This is a genomic window from Vibrio sp. TH_r3 (assembly GCF_033101115.1).
In the GTDB taxonomy this organism is placed as follows: Bacteria; Pseudomonadota; Gammaproteobacteria; order Enterobacterales; family Vibrionaceae; genus Vibrio.
Genome location: NZ_JAWMPW010000008.1, coordinates 123,244 through 148,056, shown reverse-complemented (window position 1 = coordinate 148,056; position 24,813 = coordinate 123,244). Strand labels below are relative to the sequence as shown.

The 24,813-nt window shown below is 40.8% G+C and carries 21 protein-coding genes; 8 read left to right on the top strand and 13 right to left on the bottom strand.

From position 1 onward, the window contains the following. Window positions 1-92 precede the first annotated feature (92 nt). Together aguB and aguA are read left to right on the top strand one after the other, a co-directional pair. Entirely contained in the window at window positions 93-971 is an 879-nt protein-coding gene (gene aguB / locus R3X26_RS09795; protein ID WP_317717119.1) for an N-carbamoylputrescine amidase, read from the top strand. A 30-nt stretch (window positions 972-1,001) separates the two neighbouring features. Next, window positions 1,002-2,108, top strand: coding sequence for an agmatine deiminase (gene aguA, locus R3X26_RS09790; protein ID WP_317717118.1), 1,107 nt, complete (start codon window positions 1,002-1,004; stop codon window positions 2,106-2,108). Window position 2,109: 1 nt separating this feature from the next. Here the strand turns inward: aguA and R3X26_RS09785 are convergent, their stop codons facing one another. Then, the gene (locus tag R3X26_RS09785; RefSeq protein WP_317717117.1) at window positions 2,110-2,979 is read right to left on the bottom strand and encodes a LysR family transcriptional regulator; all 870 of its coding nucleotides are present in this window, start codon (window positions 2,977-2,979) and stop codon (window positions 2,110-2,112) included. Window positions 2,980-3,118: 139 nt separating this feature from the next. Here R3X26_RS09785 and R3X26_RS09780 point away from each other — a divergent pair, with 139 nt between their 5' ends. Then, entirely contained in the window at window positions 3,119-4,267 is a 1,149-nt protein-coding gene (locus tag R3X26_RS09780) for an S-(hydroxymethyl)glutathione dehydrogenase/class III alcohol dehydrogenase (protein ID WP_317717116.1), read from the top strand. A gap of 82 nt (window positions 4,268-4,349) precedes the next feature. Continuing rightward, window positions 4,350-5,189, top strand: coding sequence for an S-formylglutathione hydrolase (gene fghA / locus R3X26_RS09775; protein ID WP_317717115.1), 840 nt, complete (start codon window positions 4,350-4,352; stop codon window positions 5,187-5,189). Window positions 5,190-5,305: 116 nt separating this feature from the next. On the opposite strand, the gene R3X26_RS09770 is transcribed toward fghA, so the two are convergent. Beyond that, entirely contained in the window at window positions 5,306-6,928 is a 1,623-nt protein-coding gene (locus R3X26_RS09770; protein ID WP_317717127.1) for a glycoside hydrolase family 32 protein, read from the bottom strand. 159 nt (window positions 6,929-7,087) lie between these two features. Then, window positions 7,088-8,074 carry a LacI family DNA-binding transcriptional regulator gene (locus R3X26_RS09765; protein ID WP_317717114.1) on the bottom strand — a complete coding sequence of 329 codons (987 nt, stop codon included), beginning with the start codon at window positions 8,072-8,074 and terminating at the stop codon, window positions 7,088-7,090. A gap of 209 nt (window positions 8,075-8,283) precedes the next feature. On the opposite strand from R3X26_RS09765, the gene R3X26_RS09760 reads away from it, so the two are divergent. After that, window positions 8,284-9,723, top strand: a complete 1,440-nt coding sequence (locus R3X26_RS09760; RefSeq protein WP_317717113.1) for a sucrose-specific PTS transporter subunit IIBC — start codon at window positions 8,284-8,286, stop codon at window positions 9,721-9,723. Between the two features lie 118 nt (window positions 9,724-9,841). Further along, window positions 9,842-10,771: an aminoimidazole riboside kinase gene (locus tag R3X26_RS09755; RefSeq protein WP_317717112.1), complete on the top strand. Its 930-nt coding sequence runs from the start codon at window positions 9,842-9,844 to the stop codon at window positions 10,769-10,771. 28 nt (window positions 10,772-10,799) lie between these two features. Here the strand turns inward: R3X26_RS09755 and R3X26_RS09750 are convergent, their stop codons facing one another. Genes R3X26_RS09750 through kduI form a run of 5 tightly spaced genes read right to left on the bottom strand, consistent with a single transcriptional unit; the run spans window position 10,800 to window position 15,310 of the window. Beyond that, window positions 10,800-11,582 (bottom strand): IclR family transcriptional regulator, encoded by a 783-nt coding sequence (locus tag R3X26_RS09750; protein WP_317717111.1) that lies wholly within the window; start codon window positions 11,580-11,582, stop codon window positions 10,800-10,802. An 11-nt stretch (window positions 11,583-11,593) separates the two neighbouring features. Next, the gene (locus R3X26_RS09745) at window positions 11,594-12,901 is read right to left on the bottom strand and encodes a TRAP transporter large permease (RefSeq protein ID WP_317717110.1); all 1,308 of its coding nucleotides are present in this window, start codon (window positions 12,899-12,901) and stop codon (window positions 11,594-11,596) included. Between the two features lie 6 nt (window positions 12,902-12,907). Continuing rightward, window positions 12,908-13,417: a TRAP transporter small permease gene (locus R3X26_RS09740; protein WP_317717109.1), complete on the bottom strand. Its 510-nt coding sequence runs from the start codon at window positions 13,415-13,417 to the stop codon at window positions 12,908-12,910. 54 nt (window positions 13,418-13,471) lie between these two features. After that, window positions 13,472-14,455 carry a TRAP transporter substrate-binding protein gene (locus tag R3X26_RS09735; protein ID WP_317717108.1) on the bottom strand — a complete coding sequence of 328 codons (984 nt, stop codon included), beginning with the start codon at window positions 14,453-14,455 and terminating at the stop codon, window positions 13,472-13,474. Window positions 14,456-14,476: 21 nt separating this feature from the next. Then, window positions 14,477-15,310, bottom strand: a complete 834-nt coding sequence (gene kduI / locus R3X26_RS09730; RefSeq protein ID WP_317717107.1) for a 5-dehydro-4-deoxy-D-glucuronate isomerase — start codon at window positions 15,308-15,310, stop codon at window positions 14,477-14,479. A gap of 378 nt (window positions 15,311-15,688) precedes the next feature. On the opposite strand from kduI, the gene rnk reads away from it, so the two are divergent. Continuing rightward, a complete protein-coding gene (gene rnk / locus R3X26_RS09725) occupies window positions 15,689-16,099 on the top strand; it encodes a nucleoside diphosphate kinase regulator (protein WP_317717106.1) in 411 nt (136 codons plus the stop codon). A gap of 165 nt (window positions 16,100-16,264) precedes the next feature. Here rnk and fruA read toward each other — a convergent pair whose 3' ends face one another. The 3 genes from fruA to fruB all read right to left on the bottom strand — a co-directional run bounded on the left by fruA (window position 16,265) and on the right by fruB (window position 20,184). Then, window positions 16,265-17,998, bottom strand: coding sequence for a PTS fructose transporter subunit IIBC (gene fruA / locus R3X26_RS09720; protein WP_317717105.1), 1,734 nt, complete (start codon window positions 17,996-17,998; stop codon window positions 16,265-16,267). Between the two features lie 62 nt (window positions 17,999-18,060). Further along, window positions 18,061-19,002 (bottom strand): 1-phosphofructokinase, encoded by a 942-nt coding sequence (gene pfkB / locus R3X26_RS09715; RefSeq protein WP_317717104.1) that lies wholly within the window; start codon window positions 19,000-19,002, stop codon window positions 18,061-18,063. A gap of 9 nt (window positions 19,003-19,011) precedes the next feature. After that, complete coding sequence (gene fruB / locus R3X26_RS09710) at window positions 19,012-20,184, bottom strand: fused PTS fructose transporter subunit IIA/HPr protein (protein WP_317717103.1); 1,173 nt, start codon at window positions 20,182-20,184, stop codon at window positions 19,012-19,014. Window positions 20,185-20,480: 296 nt separating this feature from the next. Here fruB and cra point away from each other — a divergent pair, with 296 nt between their 5' ends. After that, entirely contained in the window at window positions 20,481-21,458 is a 978-nt protein-coding gene (gene cra / locus R3X26_RS09705) for a catabolite repressor/activator (RefSeq protein WP_317717102.1), read from the top strand. A gap of 212 nt (window positions 21,459-21,670) precedes the next feature. Here the strand turns inward: cra and R3X26_RS09700 are convergent, their stop codons facing one another. Together R3X26_RS09700 and R3X26_RS09695 are read right to left on the bottom strand one after the other, a co-directional pair. Next, entirely contained in the window at window positions 21,671-22,450 is a 780-nt protein-coding gene (locus tag R3X26_RS09700; RefSeq protein WP_317717101.1) for a transporter substrate-binding domain-containing protein, read from the bottom strand. Window positions 22,451-22,774: 324 nt separating this feature from the next. Next, a complete protein-coding gene (locus R3X26_RS09695; RefSeq protein WP_317717100.1) occupies window positions 22,775-24,661 on the bottom strand; it encodes a methyl-accepting chemotaxis protein in 1,887 nt (628 codons plus the stop codon). Window positions 24,662-24,813 lie beyond the last annotated feature (152 nt).

The following is a 24,813-nucleotide window of genomic DNA, read 5'->3' as shown; positions in this document are numbered from 1 at the left end:
AATCCTTCATATTAGAATAAAAATAATGCATTTCCATAATAACCTAGATTCTATGAAAATGATAAAAAGGCAACAAGGATACGAGGACTACAATGAGAAAAGTGACAGTTGCAGCCACCCAAATGGCATGCTCATGGAACGTAGAGCAAAACATCGAAAAAGCAGAAAGATTGATACGTGAAGCCGCTAATAAAGGCGCACAAATCATTCTTATTCAAGAATTATTCGAAACCCCTTATTTTTGTATAGAAATTAATGAGTCATACCATAACTTGGCAACAGTATTAAATGAAAACCAAGCTTATCAGCGTTTTTCTTCCCTAGCTAAAGAGTTAGAAGTGGTGTTACCGTTTAGTTGGTTCGAAAAAGCAGGCAACGTTAAATTTAATTCATTAGCAATGATTGACGCCGACGGTTCTTTTCTAGGTGTCTACAGAAAAACACACATTCCTGACAGCGATGGTTATCTTGAAAAATACTATTTTAGTCCGGGAGATACGGGCTTCAAAGTTTGGGACACTCGCTACGCCAAAATAGGTGTTGGCATATGCTGGGATCAATGGTTTCCCGAAACGGCTCGTAGTATGGCACTTCAAGGAGCAGAACTCCTATTTTTTCCAACCGCTATTGGCAGTGAACCAAGCCAACCAATGATGGACAGCCAACCACACTGGCAATGTGTTATGCAAGGCCACGCGGCTGCAAATCAACTACCCGTTATTGCATCTAACCGCATAGGTGTGGAAAAAGCCAAATCAAGAGATCTAACCATAACCTTCTATGGCAGCTCATTTATTGCCAACTATAATGGTGAAATTCTCGTAAAAGCCGACAGAACAACCGAATGTGTATTAGTGCATGAGTTCGATCTAGACGATATTGCTTTCCAACGCAGTGCATGGGGAACGTTCAGAGATAGACGACCAGAACATTATCAACATCTACTGACCCTCGATGGACAATTGAAATAGTAATGAGACTCAACGACAAAGGACATTGGTATGAGTAAAAAATTAACCTCACAACCAGCAAGTGATAATTTTCGCATGCCAGGCGAACACGAACCACAAAGTGAAATATGGATGGCTTGGCCAACCAGAAGTGATAACTGGCGTCACGGTGGAAAGCCAGCGCAGCATGCATTTGTCGAAGTCGCTATAGCCATTTCCAAGCACACTCCTGTCATTATGCTAGTCCCTCATTCACAATTTGCTAATGCTCGCAAACACTTACCTTCTGAAATCACCGTAGTAGAAATGTCGTATAATGACTGTTGGATGCGAGATATCGGCGCAACCTATGTAGTGAATCAAAACGGTGAACGTAGAGGTATAAATTGGACGTTTAACGCATGGGGTGGTTTGCTCGATGGGCTCTATTTCCCTTGGGACTTAGACAATGCCGTTGCAGAAAAGATGCTAAATTTAACGCAAGATGACATTTACCCAACCTCATTGGTTTTAGAAGGTGGTTCTATTCATACCGATGGCGATGGCACTTTATATACTACCGAAGAATGTTTATTGCACCCAAGCCGAAACCCTGATTTATCAAAAAAGCAAATTGAACAACAGCTTAAAATGTTATTAGGTGTAAAAAAAATAATCTGGTTGCCACGCGGATTATATAACGATGAGACCAACGGTCATGTGGACAATATTATGCATGTGATAAAGCCAGCTGAAGTCGTGCTCACATATTGTGAAGACAAACAGGATCCTCAATATCAAATTAGTCAGCAAGCGTACGATATTTTAACCACGCAAACCGATGCTAAGGGTCGTTCAATTAAGGTACATAAACTGCCAATGCCAGGGCCTTTATTCATGACAGCGGATGAAGCGGCAGGTATCGATAAAAGTGAAGGAATGGAACGCCAAGCTGGAGAACGCCTTGCCGCCTCGTATGCAAACTTTCTGATTAGTAATGGACAGGTCATTTTTCCTCTGTTCGGCCAACCTACCGATGCTGTCGCACAATCAATCTTAGCAGAGGCTTTTCCCGGCTACACTGTTCGTGGGGTCAACACTCGCGAAATCGTACTCGGTGGAGGCAATATTCACTGTATCACTCAGCAAGTCCCTAGAGTTGATGCTTCTGTTGAGTGAATTAAGACAATCGTTCACTTAAAAAATCAATTAACAGTCGAACTTTGGGCGATAAATTTTTATTTTGTGGGTAAACCGCCCAAATACCTTCCTTATCATTTCGATAGTCACTGAGCACTTCCTTCAACTCACCTTGTTCTAGTGCCTCTTTTACATAATAGTCAGGGAGCTGAACCAAACCAAAATGACGTTTAGCCGCATCTAAAAGTGACAATCCACTATTACATCTTACTCTCCCGGAAACTCTCAAACTTCGCTCTCTACCTTGTTCGTTAAAACGCCAATACTCTAGAGACCCAACCAGACAACTATGCTGATTTAACTCTGAAAGCGTATGAGGCTCTCCGTTGTGTTCTAAATATTTAGGGCTGGCACAAACGTATAATTGGCGCTCAGATAGACGTTTTGCCACCAAACTAGAGTCTTCTAACCGGCCTAAACGTATCGCGACATCCATCCCCTGTTCAATAAGATCTAACTTTTGGTTGCTCAAAACTAAGTCAACATCAATCAACGGGTAAAGAGTCATAAACTGATAAATCAGTGGAGCAATACGTGTTTCGCCGTACGTGACTGGCGCGGTGATTTTCAATACTCCTTTGGGAGAACTCTGCATTTGCATAACAGAAAGCTCTGCAACCTCTAATCCTTCAATTAAATGTCGACATTGTTGATAATAAATTTGCCCCGCTTCTGACAACGTAACCTGTCGTGTTGTCCGATGAAGAAGCTTAACCGCCAAGCGTCCTTCCAAGGCAGAGACTCGACGGCTCACTTGTGCAACAGAAGTACTTAACCTTTTCGCAGCAGCGGTAAAACTTTCGGCTTGGGCTACCGCCACAAATTCACTTACTCCTTCCCAATTGGCCATATTAATATCCTTAAAGTCACCATTTCATCCAACATTATTACATATAGGTAATAATGTTTTCTATTTTACGGTAATTATCTTTAATTCTAAAACTGACTATACTGATTGACTAAAGGTATTGGATAATTAGGAAATTACTATGGCTATCGAAATCAAACCGGGTCAAACATCAATTAAATCTAAAGCAATGGTCGCATGGGCAGCTGGAGAGCCGCTCAAAAGAGAAGAAGTAGACGTTGAATTACCTAAAGCAGGCGAAGTACTGGTTAGAATCGTTGCTACAGGAGTTTGCCACACTGATGCATTTACCCTTTCAGGTGACGATCCAGAGGGCGTTTTCCCATCGATTTTAGGTCATGAAGGTGGCGGTATTGTCGAAATGGTTGGCGAAGGTGTCACCAGCGTTGAAGTCGGTGATCATGTAATTCCACTCTATACCGCGGAATGTGGTGAATGTAAGTTCTGTACGTCTGGTAAAACCAATTTATGCCAAGCGGTACGTGAAACCCAAGGTAAAGGCTTGATGCCAGATGGCACCAGTCGTTTTTCTATTAATGGCGAAACAATCTACCATTATATGGGCTGTTCGACCTTCTCTGAATATACGGTGCTACCAGAAATATCACTGGCAAAAGTAAACAAAGCTGCCCCTCTTGAAGAAGTCTGCTTGCTAGGTTGTGGGGTAACCACAGGAATGGGTGCAGTAATGAATACGGCTAAAGTTGAAAAAGGCGATAACGTAGCAGTATTCGGTCTTGGTGGCATTGGCCTTTCGGCCATTATTGGTGCGCGAATGGCTGGTGCTAATCGTATTATCGGCATCGATATCAACGAAAGTAAATTTGAATTAGCGAAACAATTGGGTGCAACCGATTGTATTAACCCTCAAAAATTTGACCGACCTATTCAAGACGTTATTGTCGAAATGACAGATGGTGGAGTGGAATATTCCTTCGAGTGTATCGGCAACGTCGATGTTATGCGTCAAGCACTTGAGTGTTGCCACAAAGGATGGGGCGAGTCAGTTATTATTGGTGTTGCTGGAGCTGGTCAAGAAATATCAACACGTCCATTCCAGTTAGTCACAGGACGAGTATGGCGTGGCAGTGCATTCGGCGGAGTTAAAGGTCGCTCTGAATTACCAGAAATAGTTAACCGTTATATGGCGGGAGAATTTGGTCTACAAGAATTTATCACTCACACGATGAGTCTTGATGATGCCAATGAAGCATTTGACTTAATGCACAAAGGGGAATCTATTCGCACTGTTTTGCACATGGACAGATAAATAGAAAAAGCTTAATGGACCCAATCGCGGTTTTACAAATGCTAAAACCGTGATTGTAAATTGGTACTTTTTGGAAACGGTTATGACTATCGAAAATATAAGCCAAACTAAAGTTGCCGGAGGCTGGCACAAGCAATTTACTCACCCGTCTCACACGTTAAATTGCACCATGCGTTTTGCGTTATTTTTGCCTCCAAACGCATCAAAAGCCAATCCAGTTCCTGTTTTATATTGGTTATCAGGGCTCACCTGCACCGATGAAAATTTTATGCAAAAAGCAGGGGCTTTTAAAAAGGCAGCAGAACTGGGTATCGCAATTGTCGCACCAGATACAAGCCCTCGTGGCGATGACGTAGCTGATGATGAGAACTATGATTTAGGCCAAGGAGCAGGTTTTTACTTAAATGCGACTGAGCAACCATGGTCAGATCATTACCATATGTATGACTACATAACGCAAGAACTGCCTCAATTAATTGAAAATACTTTTCCTGTTAGTTCGATAAAATCTATCTCAGGCCATAGTATGGGAGGTCATGGCGCGTTAACCATCGGATTAAAAAATCCCGATTTATACCGTTCTATTTCTGCATTTAGCCCAATCTGCCACCCTTCTGCTTGCCCTTGGGGACAAAAGGCCTTCAATGCCTATCTGGGTTCAAATAGACAAGCGTGGAAACAATATGATGCAACAGAATTACTCAATTCCGCCTACTCAGCTCTGCCTATTTTGGTCGACCAAGGAGAAGCAGATAACTTTTTAATTGAGCAGTTGCAGCCTGAATTTCTTATAGAAGCGGCAAATAAGCATCAAACACAATTGCAATTAAGAATGCAGCCCGGCTACGACCACAGCTACTTCTTTATTGCTAGTTTTATCGATGATCATCTAGCCTTTCACAGCACTTACTTACACGAATAAAATTAAAACCACTTACCAATCCCGTATGGAAAAACAGCCACTATTTCAGTGGCTGTTTCTGCTTAGCAAAGATGACTAGAGTGAAACCAATAATCATATGTGCATGACAACTTTAACTACGGTTGAATAAACGGTGGAGTCGCGCGCTGAATTGGATACATGATAGCCTGAGTGACTCCGCCATGTAGTGATAGATTTGTCGCGTCATTATCGGTAAATATACGCGCAGATAACACCTGTTCTCCGCCATTAACAAAGATTTCAATTGATGAACTATCGGCAAGAATACGCAATGACACTTGCTCACTCATTAACGGTAATTCGCGAATAACATCCCCTTGTTTAATCAGAGTTTCAGTTCTATCTAAACGCAAGATACGCTTGTTTTCATCCAGATCTATTTGGCAAGATTGGTGGCTATTTTCAAATAAACGCAGCGTTTGTCCCCACTGCATTGTAATAGATAGATCAAATGACTTGGTACCTAAGTCAATACCCTCAGAGCTCAATGATATATTTTGCTCAACACCATAAAGTTGCGCTATTTCTGCAATTGGCCACTGTTTCAAACACCCATCAACTAGGCTTAATTCTCGTAACGCGGTCAATTGATGAACCCAACCTTGACTAGGATGCTCTATTTCATCGGGTAGTCCCATCCACCCAGACATTACTCTTCGCCCATCGGGGGTTTGCAATGTTTGTGGCGCATAAAAATCGAAACCATGATCTAATGGCTGCGGTTGTTCCAGAATCAGCCTATTGGTATCCGACTTTGTCGCTTTAGCAATTCTATTATGGTGAGGGACTGTATGGTAAGGGCTCTCTGACGCTATGCCTTGCGGACCAATCACGATCCAAGATTGGCCACCAAGCTCAAACATATCAGGACATTCCCACATGTAACCCAATTGGCCTAATTCATCACCGTATAACTTATCAAATTGCCAATTACGTAAATCTGTTGACGTATAAACAGCCAATCTTCCAGTCATATCGTTGCGTTGTGCGCCGAGTAACATTAGCCACTCGTCCTGCTGACGAATAATTTTAGGATCTCGCATGTGTTCAGTAACATTTGGTGCCGGACAGTCTATTACTGGCCCAAGCTTTTCAAAATTCACTCCATCTTTTGAAATGGCTAGGCATTGCGTAGTTTGTCGTATCCGCTCCGAACCAATACGAGTATTACCTGTGTAATACACCCACAGTTCATCCGCAACACTTAACGCATGACCAGAAAATACACCGTGAGAATCAAACCAATCCGATGGTGTTAATGCAACTGGCAACCATTGCCAATTAATTAAATCCGTACTGACTAAATGTGCCCAGTATTTATCCTTGTGCGAGCAAGTAAACGGTGACCATTGATAAAAGAGATGATATTGACCATTATGAAAAATGAAACCATTTGGATCGTTAAGTAACCCTTGAGGAGGCGAGATATGCCAATTAGGACGATGTATACATTCAACAGGCTGTTGCACTTGGGTTAATAAATCGCGTTGACTGAGGCTAATTTCAGCACCCATCGCTAATAGAAAACTCGAATCAATATCTTGGGTAAGAGGATACGCAATCTGCGTTTTCCCAGTCACTTCAGTACAGGAAATTTCTGAATTATCAAGGTTCAATAGCGTATCATCGTTCACTTCTAGAATAAGCTGTTCGTTAGCCACCAGAACTCGCGCAAGATTTCTTTTTCCACCGCAACATTTAAATATATGGTCCAACATCATCGTCTCACTGTGAATTATCATCATTAAAATTGGGAACGATTGCAATATTAGTAGATAAAGATGAAAATGACAATTTATAACTTTCTCTTTTTTGGACCCGACTAATTTATTTTTTTAATCCAACCAATCTATTTTTTGCACTCAATCAATCTAAAATTAACAGGTTTCCCGCTCTACACTTTGGAAGCCAAGTACCATTTTACTCATAATATTGGTTTTTCCTTCAATGACTTCAAGTAAAAGTGTTGCTGCACTTTCTCCTGCATAATCAAATGCATAATTAAAAGTAGATAAACCTGGACTGGCAATTTTTCCAAGTTCATCGTTACCTACTCCAAGTACTTTAATATCAACGCCAACAGTTTGACCTTGTTCTTGAATCGCTTTTATTGCGCCCAGTGCCATACGGTCCGTCGCAGCAAAAACACCATCAACCTTGATATTTTGTTCAAAAATCCGGCGCATTTGCTGATAACCTGATTCGATAGTGAAATCCCCATGAACATGAAACATCATCGCTTGTTTATTTTGCGTTAATGCTTGTTCTAAACCTTGAGAACGTGAGCCATCCACCGCTAAATCATGATTTTCAACCCCAATAAATCCAATGTGCTTACAACCCGCTTTCAGTAATCTATTTCCTGCTTCATAACCCACACGAAAATCATCATGAATCACACTGGGAATATTATGTAATGAACCGTCTTGTCCAACGAGAACAACCGGTGCATTAGATTGCGCAATCGCACCCAAAATATCTTCATCAAGATGGGTCGCATATAGAATAATTCCTTCCACTCTTTTTTGATTAAAAAGGCTAATAAATTCAACCTCTTTTCTGTGGTCTCTTTGACTATTCGCAAGTAACACATGTTTTTTATTATGTTCAAAAACGAGGCTAAGTCCATCAACCCCTTGTGCGGTTGCGTTGGATGCCATACGAGGAACAATAATACCAACCAAATTAGTCTTCTGTGACTTTAGATCTTTAGCCACTTGGTTAACAACATAGCCACATTCTTTAACCGCTTTCTCTACCTTAAGTTTCGTACTGGATTTCACACCATACTCATTGTTAATAACTCTTGAAACCGTCGATTTAGAGACGCCTGCGAGTTTTGCCACATCGTGCAAGCTAGCCATGCACATTCCTTATTGGGATGGTTTGCGAAAAATAATCATTATAAAGATTATAATACTGCTACTGCTAGCTCTCATTGTTCTAATAACTCGTTAAATTTGATCTATTTCACAATAAAAGCGTTACTATTTTGACTTTATCTGTGAATTTATAAACAATCACAATTGCAAACGTTCCCAAAAATACACATATTAATAAAATGGAGCAGGATATGAACTACCCCGCTGTTGCTACAAAACTACTAGCCGCCTTAGGTGGCAAAGAAAATATTCAAGCGTTGGCGCATTGTGCGACACGATTACGTTTAGCCTTAAACGACGAATCTCTAGTAGACGAAAAAACGATTGATTCATTAGATGGCGTGAAAGGTCAATTTAAAGTGGCAGGCCAATACCAAATTATTTTTGGCTCAGGAATTGTCAACCAAGTTCACGCAGAACTCGCTAAATTGACTAATATGCAAGAGATGTCGACCAAACAAGTCGCTTCGGCTGGTGCCAGTAAACAGAACATTGTTCAGCGTGCAGTAAAAGGCCTCTCTGACATTTTTGTACCAATTATTCCTGCTATTGTAGCCGGTGGTCTTTTAATGGGGGTGTTCAATCTTCTCACCGCTAACGGTCTATTCATTGAAGGTCAATCTCTTATTGATGCTAATCCAGGATTGGCAGATCTAGCTTCAATGATCAACACCTTTGCTAACGCACCTTTTGTCTATCTTCCGATTTTGTTGGCTTTTTCCGCTTCTAAACAATTTGGAGGTAACCCTTATCTTGGTGCCGCTTTGGGTATGTTAATGGTTCACCCAGATCTACTCAATGGTTGGGGGTTCGGCAGCGCATCTATAACCGGAGATATCCCAGTTTGGAACATATTGGGTTTTGAAATTCAAAAAGTTGGCTATCAAGGGTCAGTATTACCAGTTTTAGTCTCTGCATTTATATTGGCTAAGGTAGAACAGAATCTACGCAAGGTTATCCCATCTATTTTGGATAACTTGTTAACCCCAATGTTAGCTATTTTTATTACCGGCGTTATTACTTTCACTGTTGTTGGTCCTTTCACTCGTGATATTGGCTTCTTGCTAGGCGATGGATTAACTTGGTTATATGAGTCCGCTGGCTTTATAGGTGGCGCAGTGTTTGGATTTATTTATGCTCCATTTGTTATTACTGGTATGCATCACAGCTTTATTGCTATCGAAACTCAATTGCTGACCAATATTGCCGTAACCGGTGGTAGCTTTATTTTCCCTATCGCTGCTATGTCTAATATTGCTCAAGGCGCGTCGGCGCTCGCGGTAGGCCTAACAACAAAAGATATTAAAATGAAAGGCGTAGCAATGCCATCCGGCGTAACCGCTTTATTAGGTATCACCGAACCTGCGTTATTTGGTGTTAACTTAAAATTACGTTATCCCTTTATTGCCGCCATTACTGGTGCAGCTATAAGCAGTGCGTTCATTAGCTTCTTTCAAGTGAAAGCTCAAGCGTTAGGCGCAGCAGGACTGCCAGGTATTATCTCTATTACACCTGATAAAGTTGGCTTATATATAGCGGGTATGGCAATTTCATTTGCGGTAGCCTTCTCGGTAACCATTGTATTGGGCAAACACCAGCAAATAAAGCAAGCTAAATTAGCGGCAAAATAAATAACATTACATCTCGACGTTCTGTTCTATATTTATCAATAAACTAAGTCTGTCGTGTGGTGTATTAAAACACCACACGACAAAAACAACGAAACTCATCTGACAAAAGGTAAATAAAATGACTAAAGTGTGGGTCACCGGAGATGCCGTAATTGATCTCATTCCGAATGATGAAAACACTTACTTAAAATGCCCGGGAGGTGCTCCTGCTAATGTTGCAGTTGGTATCGTTAGACTTGGTGGCAACAGCGCTTTTTTCGGCCGTGTCGGCCATGATCCACTCGGTAAATTCATAAAACAGGTGTTACATCAAGAAGGCGTTGACACTCAATACATGTTGTTGGATGAGCAACATAGAACATCAACCGTTATCGTCGATCTTGACGATGATGGCGAACGGAGTTTCACTTTTATGGTTCTCCCTAGCGCAGACCAGTTTTTGCAACCTAATGATGTTCCTTCTTTCAAAAAAGGCGAATGGCTACATGTATGTTCTATCGCTCTAGCTAACGAACCTTCTCGTTCCACTACTTTAAATGCGATGAAAGCAATAAAAGCAGTGGGTGGGTATGTTTCATTTGATCCTAATTTACGTGATGATGTTTGGCAGAACATTAATGAAATGAAGCCAGTCGTGTTAGAAGCGATTGCTTTAGCAGATGTTGCAAAGTTTTCTGATGATGAATTACTCTATTTAACCGACCAAGATGATGTTGATTCGGCATTGTCGTGGCTAAGTCTTCATTTTACGCTTCCATTAACCATTGTTACTCAAGGTAAAAAAGGCGCATTAATTACATTAAACGGTGAGAAAAAGCTGATTGCTGGTAAAGCAATCAAGCCTATTGATACTACCGGAGCAGGTGATGCCTTTGTTGGTGGGTTACTGGCTGGCCTTGCAAATACAACGAATTGGCACGACTTAGAAAGTATCGAATCAATTATCGTTCAAGCCAACGCTTGTGGAGCATTAGCCACCACCGCCAAAGGAGCAATGACAGCACTGCCAACCTATAAAGAACTACAACAATACCTTGCGAATTTTTAAGCAGTCGGGGTTATCCACCCCGAATTAGCTAATAATCTTTATGTTGCGGTGTAAGTTGAATAGAAATTGAATCGCACACTTTAATTAATTCATTTTTAGTGGTTTCGATACTATCTACGGCATGATGGACCGCATCAGAATCAAGAGTGACATAAGGAACCGTTAGGACCGCTAACAGCTCTGTACCAGTAAAAATAGGCACACTTACGTTGGTTATTCCAGAAATTTGTGGACTAGGTCCAATAAAATAGCCTTGTTTACTTGTTTCTTTTATTGGTGCTTGAGCTTGTTGTATTTCACTGGCGGTAGCACCACTGTGTTGTAAGATTTGCTCTCTTTTCGAAGTACCACAAAAACTCAACAAAACAATACCAGAACCAGATGAACAAACATCTAATTTCGCCCCTATCTTAAGACTGAAACCCATTTTATACGGGCTTTCTTCTCGGCCTATCACCACTAAGTGTTGATTATCGTACCAGGATATATGACAAGATTGGTTTATCTTTTCACTTAGCACTTTCATTAAAGGTTTAGCAATATTGAGTAACTGCAACTGTGGCGGGTATTGATTTGCAACCGTAAACATCTGCATAGAAAACATATATTTACCGGTTTTTTCATTAAACGTCACATAGCCACGACGTACCAATACAGACAAAACTCGGAAAATTTCACCTACACTTCGCCCCATCATCTCGGCAATCTGCTTCTTTGACAACGGCACTCCTGAGCTTGCTAATAACTCTAAAATATCCAACCCTTTTTCTAGAGCAGGTGCGTTATATTCTTGCCGAGAGACTTTTTCCAAATAGTTACCCCTTATTTAACTAATCCCATCCATTGCGGCAGTGTCATAGATATGGCAGGAATATAGGTAACCGCCATCAACACCAAAAATATTGCTGCAAAAAATGGTAACAACGTTCTTATTACCTGATCAATTTTTATCCCACTGACCTGACATCCGGTAAATAATATCGGTCCAACCGGTGGAGTAATTGTGCCTAACGATAAATTAAAAACAAGCAAAATGCCAAACTGGACAGGATCCATCCCTAAATTCATACAAATTGGTAAAAATATGGGCGTAAAAATTAAAACAGCAGGCGTTGGATCCATAAACGTGCCCACAAAAAGCAGCACAACGTTAATGATTAACAAAATAATAATAGGGTTGTCGGTCAGAGACAGCAACGTATCCGCTATAACACTTGGTATTTGAGTAAACGCCATCACCCACGACATAATAGATGACGCCGCAATCATAAAAATAACAATGGCAGAGAGTTTAGCCGTAGCTAGAAAAATACTCGGTAGTTGTTTTACTTTTAAGGCCTTATAGATAAACCCAAGAGCAAGAGAATAAACAACCGCTATTGCCGAGGCCTCTGTTGGCGTGAATATTCCTGCCAGAATACCGCCAATAACAACCACGACCAATGAAAGACTTGGTATAGCATCAATAAAAAGTTTTACACGTTCTGAAGCCGTCATTTCATGCTTAGACAGATAACCTCTGCGATGTGCCATGAAACCAGTTATCAACATAACCGCACCACCCCAAAGCATTCCAGGTAAATAACCGCCCATAAATAAAGCAGAAACCGACACCGATCCAGCAACCGTTGCGTAGACGATAAGTGTATTACTTGGAGGAATCAGCATACCAGTTGGTGCAGAGGCAATATTAACCGCCGTTCTAAATGAAGCGTCATACCCTTCTTTTTCTTGAATGGGGTTCATTATGCCACCAATCGCCGCTGCAGAAGCAACACCAGATCCACTAATGGACCCAAACAGCATGTTTGATACCACGTTAGTCTGAGCCAACGCACCAGGAAAATAACCAGTGATAATACGTGAACAATTAATAAGCCGTATCGCAATCCCACCATTGTTCATGATATTACCCGCTAATATGAAAAAAGGGATGGCGAGCAGAGCGAAGCTATCTAGTCCAGTAAACATGCGTTGAGCAGCCGTTGTTGTTGCTCCAACCAAAGGCAATATAGTACTCATCGCCACAAAAGATGGCAAACCAATACTAATACCGATGGGTGCACCCAAAACCAAGAGAAAAATGGCACCACCGAACATAATCAACGCAGCAAGAGTTGCAGCATCCATATGATATTATCCTTTTATACTAAGTTTTTGAAATTGATGAATGAGTTTTAATTGATTAATAATGAAATAGATAAGAATTAAGACACTAGCAATGGGTAGCGCCGCATAAATCACCCCCATAGGAATTTCCAAGGCAGAATCAAGCTGCCACATTTGACGAACAGACGCTTTATAACCACCTTGCCACATCACAATGAAGGCAAAAATCGCAATAGTCCATTCAGTAAATATATCAACGATCACCCCAACTTTAGGCGATAATTTATCTCGAATATAAGTGATAGCCATATGCTCTCGAAGACCAAATACATAAGCTCCACCTATTAGTATTAACCAAACAAACATATAGCGGGACAGCACTTCACTCACTGCACTCGGACTATTAAAAACATAACGTGTCACTACTTGATAAGTCACAAGAATGGTAATAAACCCCATGATACCAATACAGGTTCGCTCAACGATCCAATCGATAGTTGATTTAGCTTTATCTATCCAGATTAACAATTTATCCACTAGACTTTTCCTTACACCTAGTGGAGCTAGGCGAAATGCCTAGCTCCAGCATAATTAGCTCATTTCATTGATGGCTTTTGAGAGTTCTTTTTGCGCATCAGTTTTAATTAGTGTTTGCTGAAGCGACTTACAGCTATCTTGAAACTGTTTCACGTCAACATCGACAAATGTCGCGCCATTTTCTTCCGCAAGTGCACGTGCTTCACCAATTTTTTTGTTCCATTTTTGAAACTCATCAATTGTTGATTCTTTGGCTAATTTGCGAATTATGGCTTGATCTTTATCCGCAACAGAACCCATGAAATCATCACTGATCACAACCAAATCTGGCACCATAAGGTGGGATGTTTTGCTAAAGTAAGGCGCCACTTCATAATGCTTCATATCGGCATAAGTGACTTCATTATTCTCACCTCCATCAAGTACACCTTGTTGCACAGCGGTATAAACTTCACCTTGGCTCATAGGAACGCCCGTTCCTCCCATACAACCCAACATCTCTACCATTGTGTTTGATTGCATAACGCGGATTTTTTTCCCTTTCATATCAGCCACTGATTTAACGTTACTCCCTTTGGTGTAAACATTTCTTGAACCAGCGGTATAAGCAGTGAGCACTTCGAAACCAAACTTTTTAGTTGAAGCAAACAGCTCATCCAATATCCCTGAGGTGAACACTTTCTCCTGGTGCTCGATACCCGTGTAAGCAAAAGGCATACCGATTGCAGTAAAGGTGTTATCATAGTTTTCCACTAATGGATTGGCTACCACAGCCATTTGAACCGCGCCACTTTGAACCAATTCCAAAGAAGCACGTTGGTCTCCTAATACTGCATTTGGATATATGGTGACTTTATAGCGTCCATCTGTAGCAGACTCTAACTGTTTACCAAACTTTTCGAGAGCCAAATATTGTGGATGTTGATCAGACTGATTAAACGCAGCCTTGATTTCGGTGGCAGCAAACGTCATTGATGACACAGTTATAGCCGCACCGGTTATTGTGGTAAAAAGTACATTTTTCAGCGTTTTATTCATGTTATTTCCTATTATTATCATTTAAGACAATGAACTCATTGGAATAAAGTCCATATCATCGAATGTCTGATTTTCGCCCAACATTCCCCATACAAAGCTATAGTTTTGTGTACCGCACCCCGAATGAATAGACCAACTCGGCGACAGAACCAATTGCTTGTCTCTAACAATTAGATGACGGGTTTCCGTTGCTTCTCCCATCATGTGAAATACGCATTGCTCCGGTTGTATATTAAAATAGAGATACGCTTCCATTCTGCGCTCGTGAGTATGAGCAGGCATCGTGTTCCAAACGCTACCAGGCGCTAAATGCGTAATGCCAAGACATAATTGACATGTTTCAATAACATCGGGATGAAGGTATTGATTGATAACTCGAAGGTTAGCTGTCTGTTGTGAACCAAGTTCGACAACACGAGCTTCGCTCTGAGAAATTATTTTTGTCGGTAACGTTCTGTGAGCTGGGGCACTCAATCCATAGACAATCGCCTCACCTTCTACAGATTGAACCTCAATATTTTTTGCGCCCATTCCAACATAGAGCACATCTAACGAATCCAGCGTGAAAACGTGCGAATCAACTGTCACAGTAACCTTTCCACTTAAACACGCTAAACCAAGCTCACGACGTTCAAGGAAAAACTCCGTACCAAACGAATCATTATCTATCCAATCTTCAACAACCAACGGTGATCCATCAGGACAAATCCCTAAGGCCACGGCTCTATCAATATGGCTGTACACCACATTAATTTTTGATCTTTCGAATAAATTTTCACTCAAAAATTCGTCTCTCAATTGTGATGTTGAGTACGACTTCACATCTCGTGGATTAGCTGAATACTTGGTTAACATAATGTTCCTTGCTCATAAATTATGCATTTATAATAAACAAACTACAAATATGATCAATATTGTTCTTATATGAATAGAAATAAATGTGACTATCCACACTAAATTTCGCACTATCTCAACAATATTTATGACCTAGATCGTAATTATTATTGAACTGGCGTTTTAATTTTCAAAAATAATGAGGTTCTATTTTGTGATGCAGGAAACCAGTCATAACTTGATTATTACTACTAACCTAGGCATATTCGTGGCAATAACTCATGGCTATGCAAATAGCTTGGTAATGTGCTTAATTGTAATAAGCAATATTTTTAGTTATCTCGAATCCATTAAGTAACTGGGTTCGATAAATGATTTTTTAATTATGTGAGGACACGCGTGAACACTAAACCAGACATTATTCTTTCATCTTTAGATGTGGATCGAATTTACAAACTGATTGAATCATTACCTCGTAATAGCCTTTCTACCGAGGAACTAGAAGAGGAGCTTGAACGTGCAACAATTGTGGCGCCAGAAAAGCTACCGCCTAATGTGGTGACAATGAATTCAAAAGTGAAATTTGTAATTGAAGCGACCAAGAAAGAATTTGAACTGGTACTATCTTATCCAAAGGACATGGATGATTCTGGCAATAAGGTTTCTATCCTCGCACCGATTGGCAGTGCGCTACTTGGGCTTTCCGTCGGCGACTCTATTAAATGGCCTAAACCAGACGGCCTTTTGATTGACGTTACCATTACCGACGTGACTTATCAGCCAGAACGAGAAGGTGAATACCTACTCTAGAATACGCCATAAGCCGCAGGTATTATTTTTTGAATTCTCAGCTACCTTTTCGTGGTTAAACGAAGGCAATACCTGCCTTTAAGTTCGTATCGATACTGAAGTGATAGCTACAAAAAAAGGACGCTCTTTCAAGCGTCCTAGAAACTCTACGGGGATAGAGAAAAATTAAACTTTTGCTAGCTGAGCTTTGTCACTTTTTTTAAGAAATGCGTAACCAAATCCAGTTACAGCAGTACCCGCTGCAATAGCGATGAGATACATAAAGACAGAAGTAATCGCATTTGGAATAAGGAGTACAAACAAGCCGCCATGCGGTGCAAGTAATTCACAACCGAATAACATTGATAACGCTCCAGTAAGTGCACCACCAGCCATTGTACAAGGTATCACACGCATTGGATCTCGAGCTGCAAATGGAATGGCTCCTTCTGAGATAAAGCACAAACCCAGTACAAAAGAAGCAACACCACCCTCACGCTCATCGGCATTAAATTTCTTCTTAGCAAGGAAAGTAGCCAATCCCATACCTAGCGCAGGAACCATACCCGCAGCCATAATGGCAGCCATCGGCAAGTACGTCTCAGACGCCAAAAGTCCAACACCAAATGTGTAAGCCGCCTTGTTTACCGGACCACCAAGATCGAAACACATCATTGCGCCAAGAATAATACCAAGTAAAATTGCGTTAGCTGAACCCATGTTAGCAAGAAAATCTGTCATCGCTGACATGATGGTAGACACTGGACCACCAACAATATAGATCATTACTAAACCGGTAAAAAGAGTCGACACCAATGGAATAATAAGAATGGGTTTAAGCGCCTCAAGTGTTTGCGGTAGCTGTACTTTATCTGCAATATACTTCGCTGCATAACCTGCTATAAAGCCTGCTGCTATGCCACCAAGAAAACCTGCGCCGATAGAGGCGGCTAAGCTACCACCGACTAGACCAGGAGCGAGCCCCGGACGATCAGCAATAGAAAAAGCTATGTAACCTGCAAGAACGGGTATCATCAACGCAAACGCCGAACCCCCACCAATGGTCATTAACGCGGCCGCCAAAGTGCCTTCTTCTTTAAATGCTTCGATACCAAATACAAATGAAAGTGCAATAATAAGACCGCCGGCAACCACAACAGGAAGCATATGGGATACACCAGTCATTAGATGTTTATATACCCCTTTTTTTTCATCCTTCGCTGTAGATGTGCTCCCACCAGAATGGGTGTAAATAGTGGCTTCAACAAAGGCTTTGTCCATCTCTTCTGCTGTTTTTTTAAGTGCAGGTCCTGTCTTTGTCTTATACAATTTTTTACCATTAAACCGATCCAGTGGGACGTCGATATCGGCTGCAATAATAACCAAATCTGCCTCAGAGATATCCTGATCTGTAAGTTGGTTTTTCGCTCCAACAGAACCACGAGTTTCTACTTTTATCTGATGGCCACGGCTTTTACCTTCGTTCTCTAGCGCTTCTGCGGCCATGAAAGTATGCGCAACACCTGTAGGACAAGCCGTTATAGCAACAATTTTTTTATTGCTCATCTCTGCGCTTGCAGCAGAAGATATAGTGCTCACTTTCGCCAAGCTTAGCTCAGTTGCGCTATCCACCGCTTTTTGTAGAAATGCTTCTGCATCCTCAGTCACATCTGAAATACTCGCTTGATACACCTTTTTCCCAACAAAACGGTTTGTATCAATAGGCGTGTTAGTAGCGATGATCACAGCATCTGCTGCACTAATATCATCGGCAGAAAGTTGCTCACCGGCTATAACCGATGACTGACATTCAACTTTTGCATTCCAATTAAGAGATTTTGCTGCTTGAGAAAGTAACCCAGCAGCGATAATGCTATTGGCTACTCCGCTAGGGCAAGCAGTAATAATTGCAATATTCATAATTATCGACCTTTTTGTCTAGTTATAGTATCGAGTTAACTTATTTTTAAACTCGATTCGTATTAATTAAGTTGCTGAAATTTAACTTGCTGTTGTAATCGTTCAAGCTCTTGACGGCTCTTAACACCAACCCCCACTTGCGAAACAGCTAATGCTGATAACGCAGTGGCAAACGTAAGTAGGCTAGGCTTATCCATCTGCTGCATATGACCCCAACACAGACCTGCGACTAATGTATCGCCGGCTCCAACAGTGCTCACCACTTCCATGCGCGGAGGTTGTGAACGAAACCACTTACTATTGTTTAGCCACATCACACCCTCTGACCCCATCGATACAACAATGTTTTCGATGCCTTTATCGGCCAATTCTTGCGCCGCTTCCTGACACTGTTCTGCCGTTTTAAGCTCGCGACCAACCAATTCGGATAATTCTTCGTCATTAGGTTTTACTAACCAAGGATTAGCATCAAGACCCGCTTTTAATGCCGCTCGGCTGCTGTCAAAAAAGACTTTTTTACCCATGGCATGAAGTCTCTGGATCCATACGGCGCATTGACTCGCAGACACCCCATTTGGAAGACTTCCAGCAATGACAAAGTAATCATGATCTAACGCAAGAGCAAAAAGCTCTGTTTCAAACTGCTGCACATCACTAGCTGTGACCTGTACTCCAGGGAAGTTTATATCGCTAGTTTCACCAGATTGCTCAACCAGTTTTACATTGATACGAGTCGCTCCATTGACGCGAATAAACCGATCATTCACCCCAAGTTTCTGGAACAATTGACAGAACATTTCTTGATTATCCGTACCTATAAAGCCGGTTACGGTTACCTCTGCCCCTAAATCACATAATACTTGCGCCACATTGACGCCTTTGCCTGCTGCGTGAAGATTACCTTGATTAACTAAACTCACCGTCCCCACATTTAAACTATTTAAATGTCCCGTTAAATCCAAGGCAGGATTAAGCGTAACGGTAACCACTTTTTTAGTAGACATACTTATTCCTTAACTTTCACCTAATCCAGCTTCAATTGCTGCACCAATCGCCTCGAGTGCTTGCTTAGCATCTGCACCATCGGCAACAAATTCCAACTCATGACCACAACTGACGCCCATACCAATTACCTTCATCAAACTTTTAGCATTAACGTGTTTTCCATTTCCGCTTAAGTTGGCTACTTTAATAGTGGATTCAAACTTCTTAGCTTCAGCGACCAACATGGCCCCTGGACGAGCATGCAAGCCATGTGCATTGATTATTTTAAATACTGCTACGTTGTGGGTTTCTTCTGATAATGCGTGACTTTCTGGCGACGAACGGTTTGGTGACAAAGCACTCATATCATCTTCACCAGTCAACACCGCGACGAGGGTTGCCGCAGGTGCTTGTATAAGCTCAGCTTGTCGCTGTTGGTATACACATTGGCTAATTCTATCCAATATTGCTTGATGCGAAGCGTTACATACTGAAAGCGCAATAAGTGCTTTCACAGTTTTACCGTCATATTCGCATTGACTATTGGTGGAAACAAAAGACATAGCAGTACGAGAAACGCCAATATTACTGCTCACCAACCAAAGCCCTCCACCAAGATGAGTCGGTTGCTTGGTGATTAATTCAGCAACAAAATCGGGACTTGCGGCACCCGTATTTTTAATTAAACCGCTGGCTACTGCACTCATTTGGATCATGTCGTTAGCAGGAAAATCCTTTTGTATTAAAGGGAGATCGAAATCAGCTTGTAATTGAACGTCACCATTCAAAAGCGCCATAATCTCTTCTTTGGAGCTGGCTATTTTCAACTTATGTTCAACGCCATCAGCGGAAAGTACCTTAGTCAGCTGTTTTAAAATGCCAAGATGTTCATCTGATTTCGCAGCAATACCAATAGCAACATATACTGTGTTGTTATCCCCCCAATCAACCCCTTGTGGAAAATGGTGAACCACAACACCTGTCTTTTTGACTAAGCCTCGTGTCTGAGTCGTGCCATGAGGGATCGCTATCCCATTGCCCAAATAGGTTGAATTTTGTGTTTCGCGATCAAGCATTCCATCAACATAACCGGTATCAACTAAACCTTTTGTGGTTAAGTCAATGGCCAGTTCACGAATTGCCTGTTTTTTTGCACTCGCTGCTTGCTGAAGTTTAATGTCTGTAATGGTTAGTTTAAGCATTGTCTTCTCGCCTTTTTTACTCTTATGTAGAGCAGTAATATGTACTACTGTTCATGCGCTGCATTAATTTGCTGATATCTGCTGAATCGATTCAGCGTTAATATAAAAAAATTCAGCAAATGCCTTATCTCTATTTTTGACATAATCCAAAGATAAAAATCCGTGTAATTTATCAAATTATAAACTTTGCTGAATCCTTTCAGCTTTAATACTGAATCGGTTCAGCGTATAATTCAACTCAGAAAAGAGATTAGGCTGTGAATTTATGATCCTGCGCACATTAAAAGGTTAACAAGATGACATTAGATGAAGTAGCTAAGTTAGCGGGAGTCTCAAAAACGACTGCAAGTTACGTAATTAATGGTAAAGCAAAACAATACCGCATCAGTGAAAAAACACAGCAAAAAGTAATGGCTGTAGTTGAAGAATACCGCTATCGCCCAGATCATACTGCTTCTTCATTACGCGCCGGCAACAGTCGTTCGTTCGGTTTAATCATTCCTGATTTAGAAAACAGCAGTTACGCCAAACTCGCCAAATTACTTGAACAGAATTCACGTAAAGCCGGTTATCAAATCTTAATTGGCTGTTCTGATGATGATCCCAAAACAGAAGAAAATTTAGCCGATGCATTAGTTAGTCGCAGGATTGAAGCATTATTTGTCGCCAGTTGCTTACCCAGCGCCAGTCAACACTATTTAAAAATTCAACAAAACGGCACACCCATTATTGCGATTGACCGCCCTTTGGATGACGAATGTTTTGCTTGTGTAATTAGTGAAGATTTCAATGCAGCTTTAGAGCTAACGCGTTCAATACTATCGGAACACGTTAAAACCGTTGGATTGATTGGTGCACTACCGGAACTGAATATATCTAAAGAACGTCAACTTGGCTTTGAATCGGTGATCAAGGCCGAAAGTAAGCGTTCACTTATTGGTTACGGTGAACATTTTAATCGTCAACAAGGAAAGCTGATTTTTGAAAAATGGATAGAGGAAAAAACCGTTCCAGATGCGATAATAACAACCTCATATACCTTATTAGAAGGGGTACTTGACGTATTATTAGAACACCCAAATTTAATGCAACATCTTAAAATAGGTACATTCGGTGATAATCGCTTACTCGACTTTCTACCTTTGAAAATCAATTCGCTTCCACAACAATTTGAAATTATTGCAGACAGCGCTCTCACTTCAGCTCTTAATGCTTCAGCTAAACGTTACGAAACAGGGATTGAGTTAGTGCCAAGAACATTAGTCACAAGGTAAGGTGTATTAATTGACTATAGGCCGTATTCTGTTGACTGTTAAGGTGACAAATTTAGGGTAAACAAATAAAGTGGCTTAATATGAAATACTCAATAAGTAAGGACGCTCAAGCCAAATAATAATAGTTAACTTGAGCATTTTATTACGTTGAATAATATCAACATACGCAGCTCATTCCTTTGATCCAAACTAACTGCTGTTAATAGTTAAAATTACTTTAGTTCTGCGCCGGATATATCAAACGAGAAATATTTTTTTGCTATCGCTTCATGTTTTCCATTCGCGATCAAAGCATCTAAGCCTTTGTTGAGCAATTTAATAAGATCTTTGTTTTCTTTGCGTACCGCGATACCAATACCTTTGCCAAACCACTTTTCTTCAGTATAAGAAGGACCGGTAAAATGGAAATTTTTACCCTCTTCGGTATCTAATAAACCCGTTTTTAGTCCAAGAGCACCGCCAAAGACTGTATCTAATCGACCATTAATCAAATCAGCAAACGCTTCATCAAAAGTATTGTATCTTCTAAGATCGATGTTTGGATAGGCTTGAGTTAAATATTGATCCCCAATTGTGGCACGTTGCGTACCAATAACCAGACCATCCATACTTTCTTCACTGAGATCAATTTCACGCTCTTTAGCCATAATAAATCGCTGAGGAACAAACGCGTAAGGTCGAGAAAAACTGACTCTTTTTTCGCGAGCGGCCGTTATCGTCATTGCGGCAATAATCGCATCGTGTTTTCTAGCCAGTAATGCGGGAATGATCCCGTCCCAATCTTGCTTGCCTATAATACACTTAACTTGTAATTCATCACAGATAGCGTTAGCTAAATCGACATCAAAACCCGTTAGTTCACCGGTTTCTGTTGTCCAATTAAAAGGTGGATAAGCCCCTTCTACGCTAAATCGTATTTCCTTCCATTCTTTCGCCATGACACTAGATGAAAACCAAAAACAAGCACATAACAGCAAAAATATTTTTTTCATTGGAACCTCGTTATAATTTGACGCTGTATCAAAAATTCGTAATAAATAAGAACGGCTTGGTAATATAAGTTACCAATAACATGAAAAGCCAAGCTAACAGAGCAAAACGTGTGCCAAGTGAACATTGTCTATTTTAATACCCTGTTAGGTTCAAAGTATTATTTCATTGCACCAATATATTGTTTTTGTTACAAAAATGGTGCAATTAAGCGATAAATTCGACCATTAAATTCATTATCATTATTTCTGATAAGGGCATAAAAAAACCTCGAGAATGACAACATTCACAAGGCTTTTTATCTTTTATTTTATAGCGTTTACTAGCTAAGCTAATTTGAAGGTCGATACCTTTTCACTTAATGCTTCAACTTCATTTTTTACTTTTTCCGAGGAAGCTGAACTCGCTTTAGAATTTGACACCAGTTGATCTGCAACATCCTTAATTGATGTAATGTTTTGCGTCACCTCTCCTGTTACGTGAGTTTGTTGCTGTGCCGCAGTCGCAATTTGTGCGGCCATATCACTAATAAGTGTCACTGCGTGATTGATTTCTTGTAATGCAGCAGTGGCCTTGTCAGCATCTTCAACGGAGTTATTTGCCAAGCCAGCACTACTAGCCATAATTGATACGGCTTTGGTGGTTGTATTTTGCAATGTCTCAATAGTCGACTTTATCTCCTCGGTCGAGGAATGAGTTCGCTGAGAAAGAACTCTTACTTCATCCGCTACAACAGCAAAACCTCGTCCTTGTTCACCAGCACGAGCGGCTTCAATTGCAGCATTTAGTGCAAGCAAATTAGTCTGCTCTGCTATATCTTGAATAGTTGAAAGCACTGTAGAAATTTCTTGAGCATGAAGATTCAAATCACCAACTACTTTTTCAGCCATTTCGAGCTCTTGCGCCAAGCTATTAATTGAACCACGCGTATTATCCACCATCTCTTGCCCGTTTAGAGTACTGTATGTGGACTCTTGTGCTGCATTAGAGGCTTGTTCTGCATTCGAAGAAATTTCTTGGGTTGCCGAAGACAGCTCAGTGACCGCAGTTGCAACTAAAGTTATCTCTTGTTGCTGCTGATTTATGCCTTCTACAGCATGTTCGGCAAGCTGTGAACTTTCTTGTGAATAGCTATCTAGTTGCTTTGATTGATTACGTATATGGCTAATCAGCTCATTAAGACTCGCTACGAAAATATTGAAGTTATTCGCTAACTTACCAACTTCATCATCACTTTCAACCTTAATTCGTTGAGTAAGATCGCCATTACCATTAGCGATTTGTTCCAATGCATTAGATACATTATTTAATGGACGGAACAAGAAATTACACAACACGCTAAATAACGCAATACAAACCATAACTAAAATGGCCGTAACAAGTAGTTGCTGCCATATCGCGCTGTTAAGCGGTGCGACCAATGAATCATAATTGACAACCGCTACCGTAGTTAACCCAGTACCAACAATCGTCTGAGCATGAATAACCGATTTTTCGCCTCGTACCTCAACTGTTACGTTTTCTACACTCTGTTTTGCGGTGGTGATTGTTTTAACGTCGAGACCCAATTCAGAAACCGACTTATTCAGTAACTGCGTATCGGCATGTGTAAAAATATTACCTCTATCATTCATAATAAACATGTACCCGCTTCCCGGCAGAATTACATGAGATAATCCGTTAACAATATCGGTAATTTCAACATCAGCTCCCAGAACTATTTGTTCTCCACCAAGATTAACAGCTTTACCCAAAGAAACCACATTGGCTCCTGTGGCTGCCGCAACTGTGGGGTTATCCATAAAAACTTTAGAAGGCATTTTTTTAGCGTTTATATACCAACCCCATTTACGAGGATCATCATTGCCAGATGGCAATACAACTCCATTGGCATTATCTTGGCTTCCGTCTGGATAGGCCAAAAAAACATTATCAAATGCTGCTGAATGTCGAATCTGCTTTAAATGCTTAACTACCGTTTCTTTATTTATCTCGGTTGGTAAAGAAGTAAGTGACCGTTCTTTCGATAACAACCAATCTTCTACGTATTGATTATAAGCACTCACTGTCCCTTTCAAATTTTGTTCAACTTGTGCATCCAGCCGATTTAATGAAGCGTTATAAGAAAGTGCTTCAACTAATGCACCTCCGATCAAGATAGCTATGCTAGCTGAAAATGCCAGCTTACTCTTAAGCGATTGTATTTTGATCATTTCAATTAAGCCTTTCGTTCTGTAGGGTTACACGATAAATAGAGTTACTTTGCTAGTTTTGTATTAACTAATTCAAGCCTCATAACTAAAATTGTATCGGCTCATAACAATATAACTTGACTATTTATTATGGTTAATTTGCAGCAAAACAG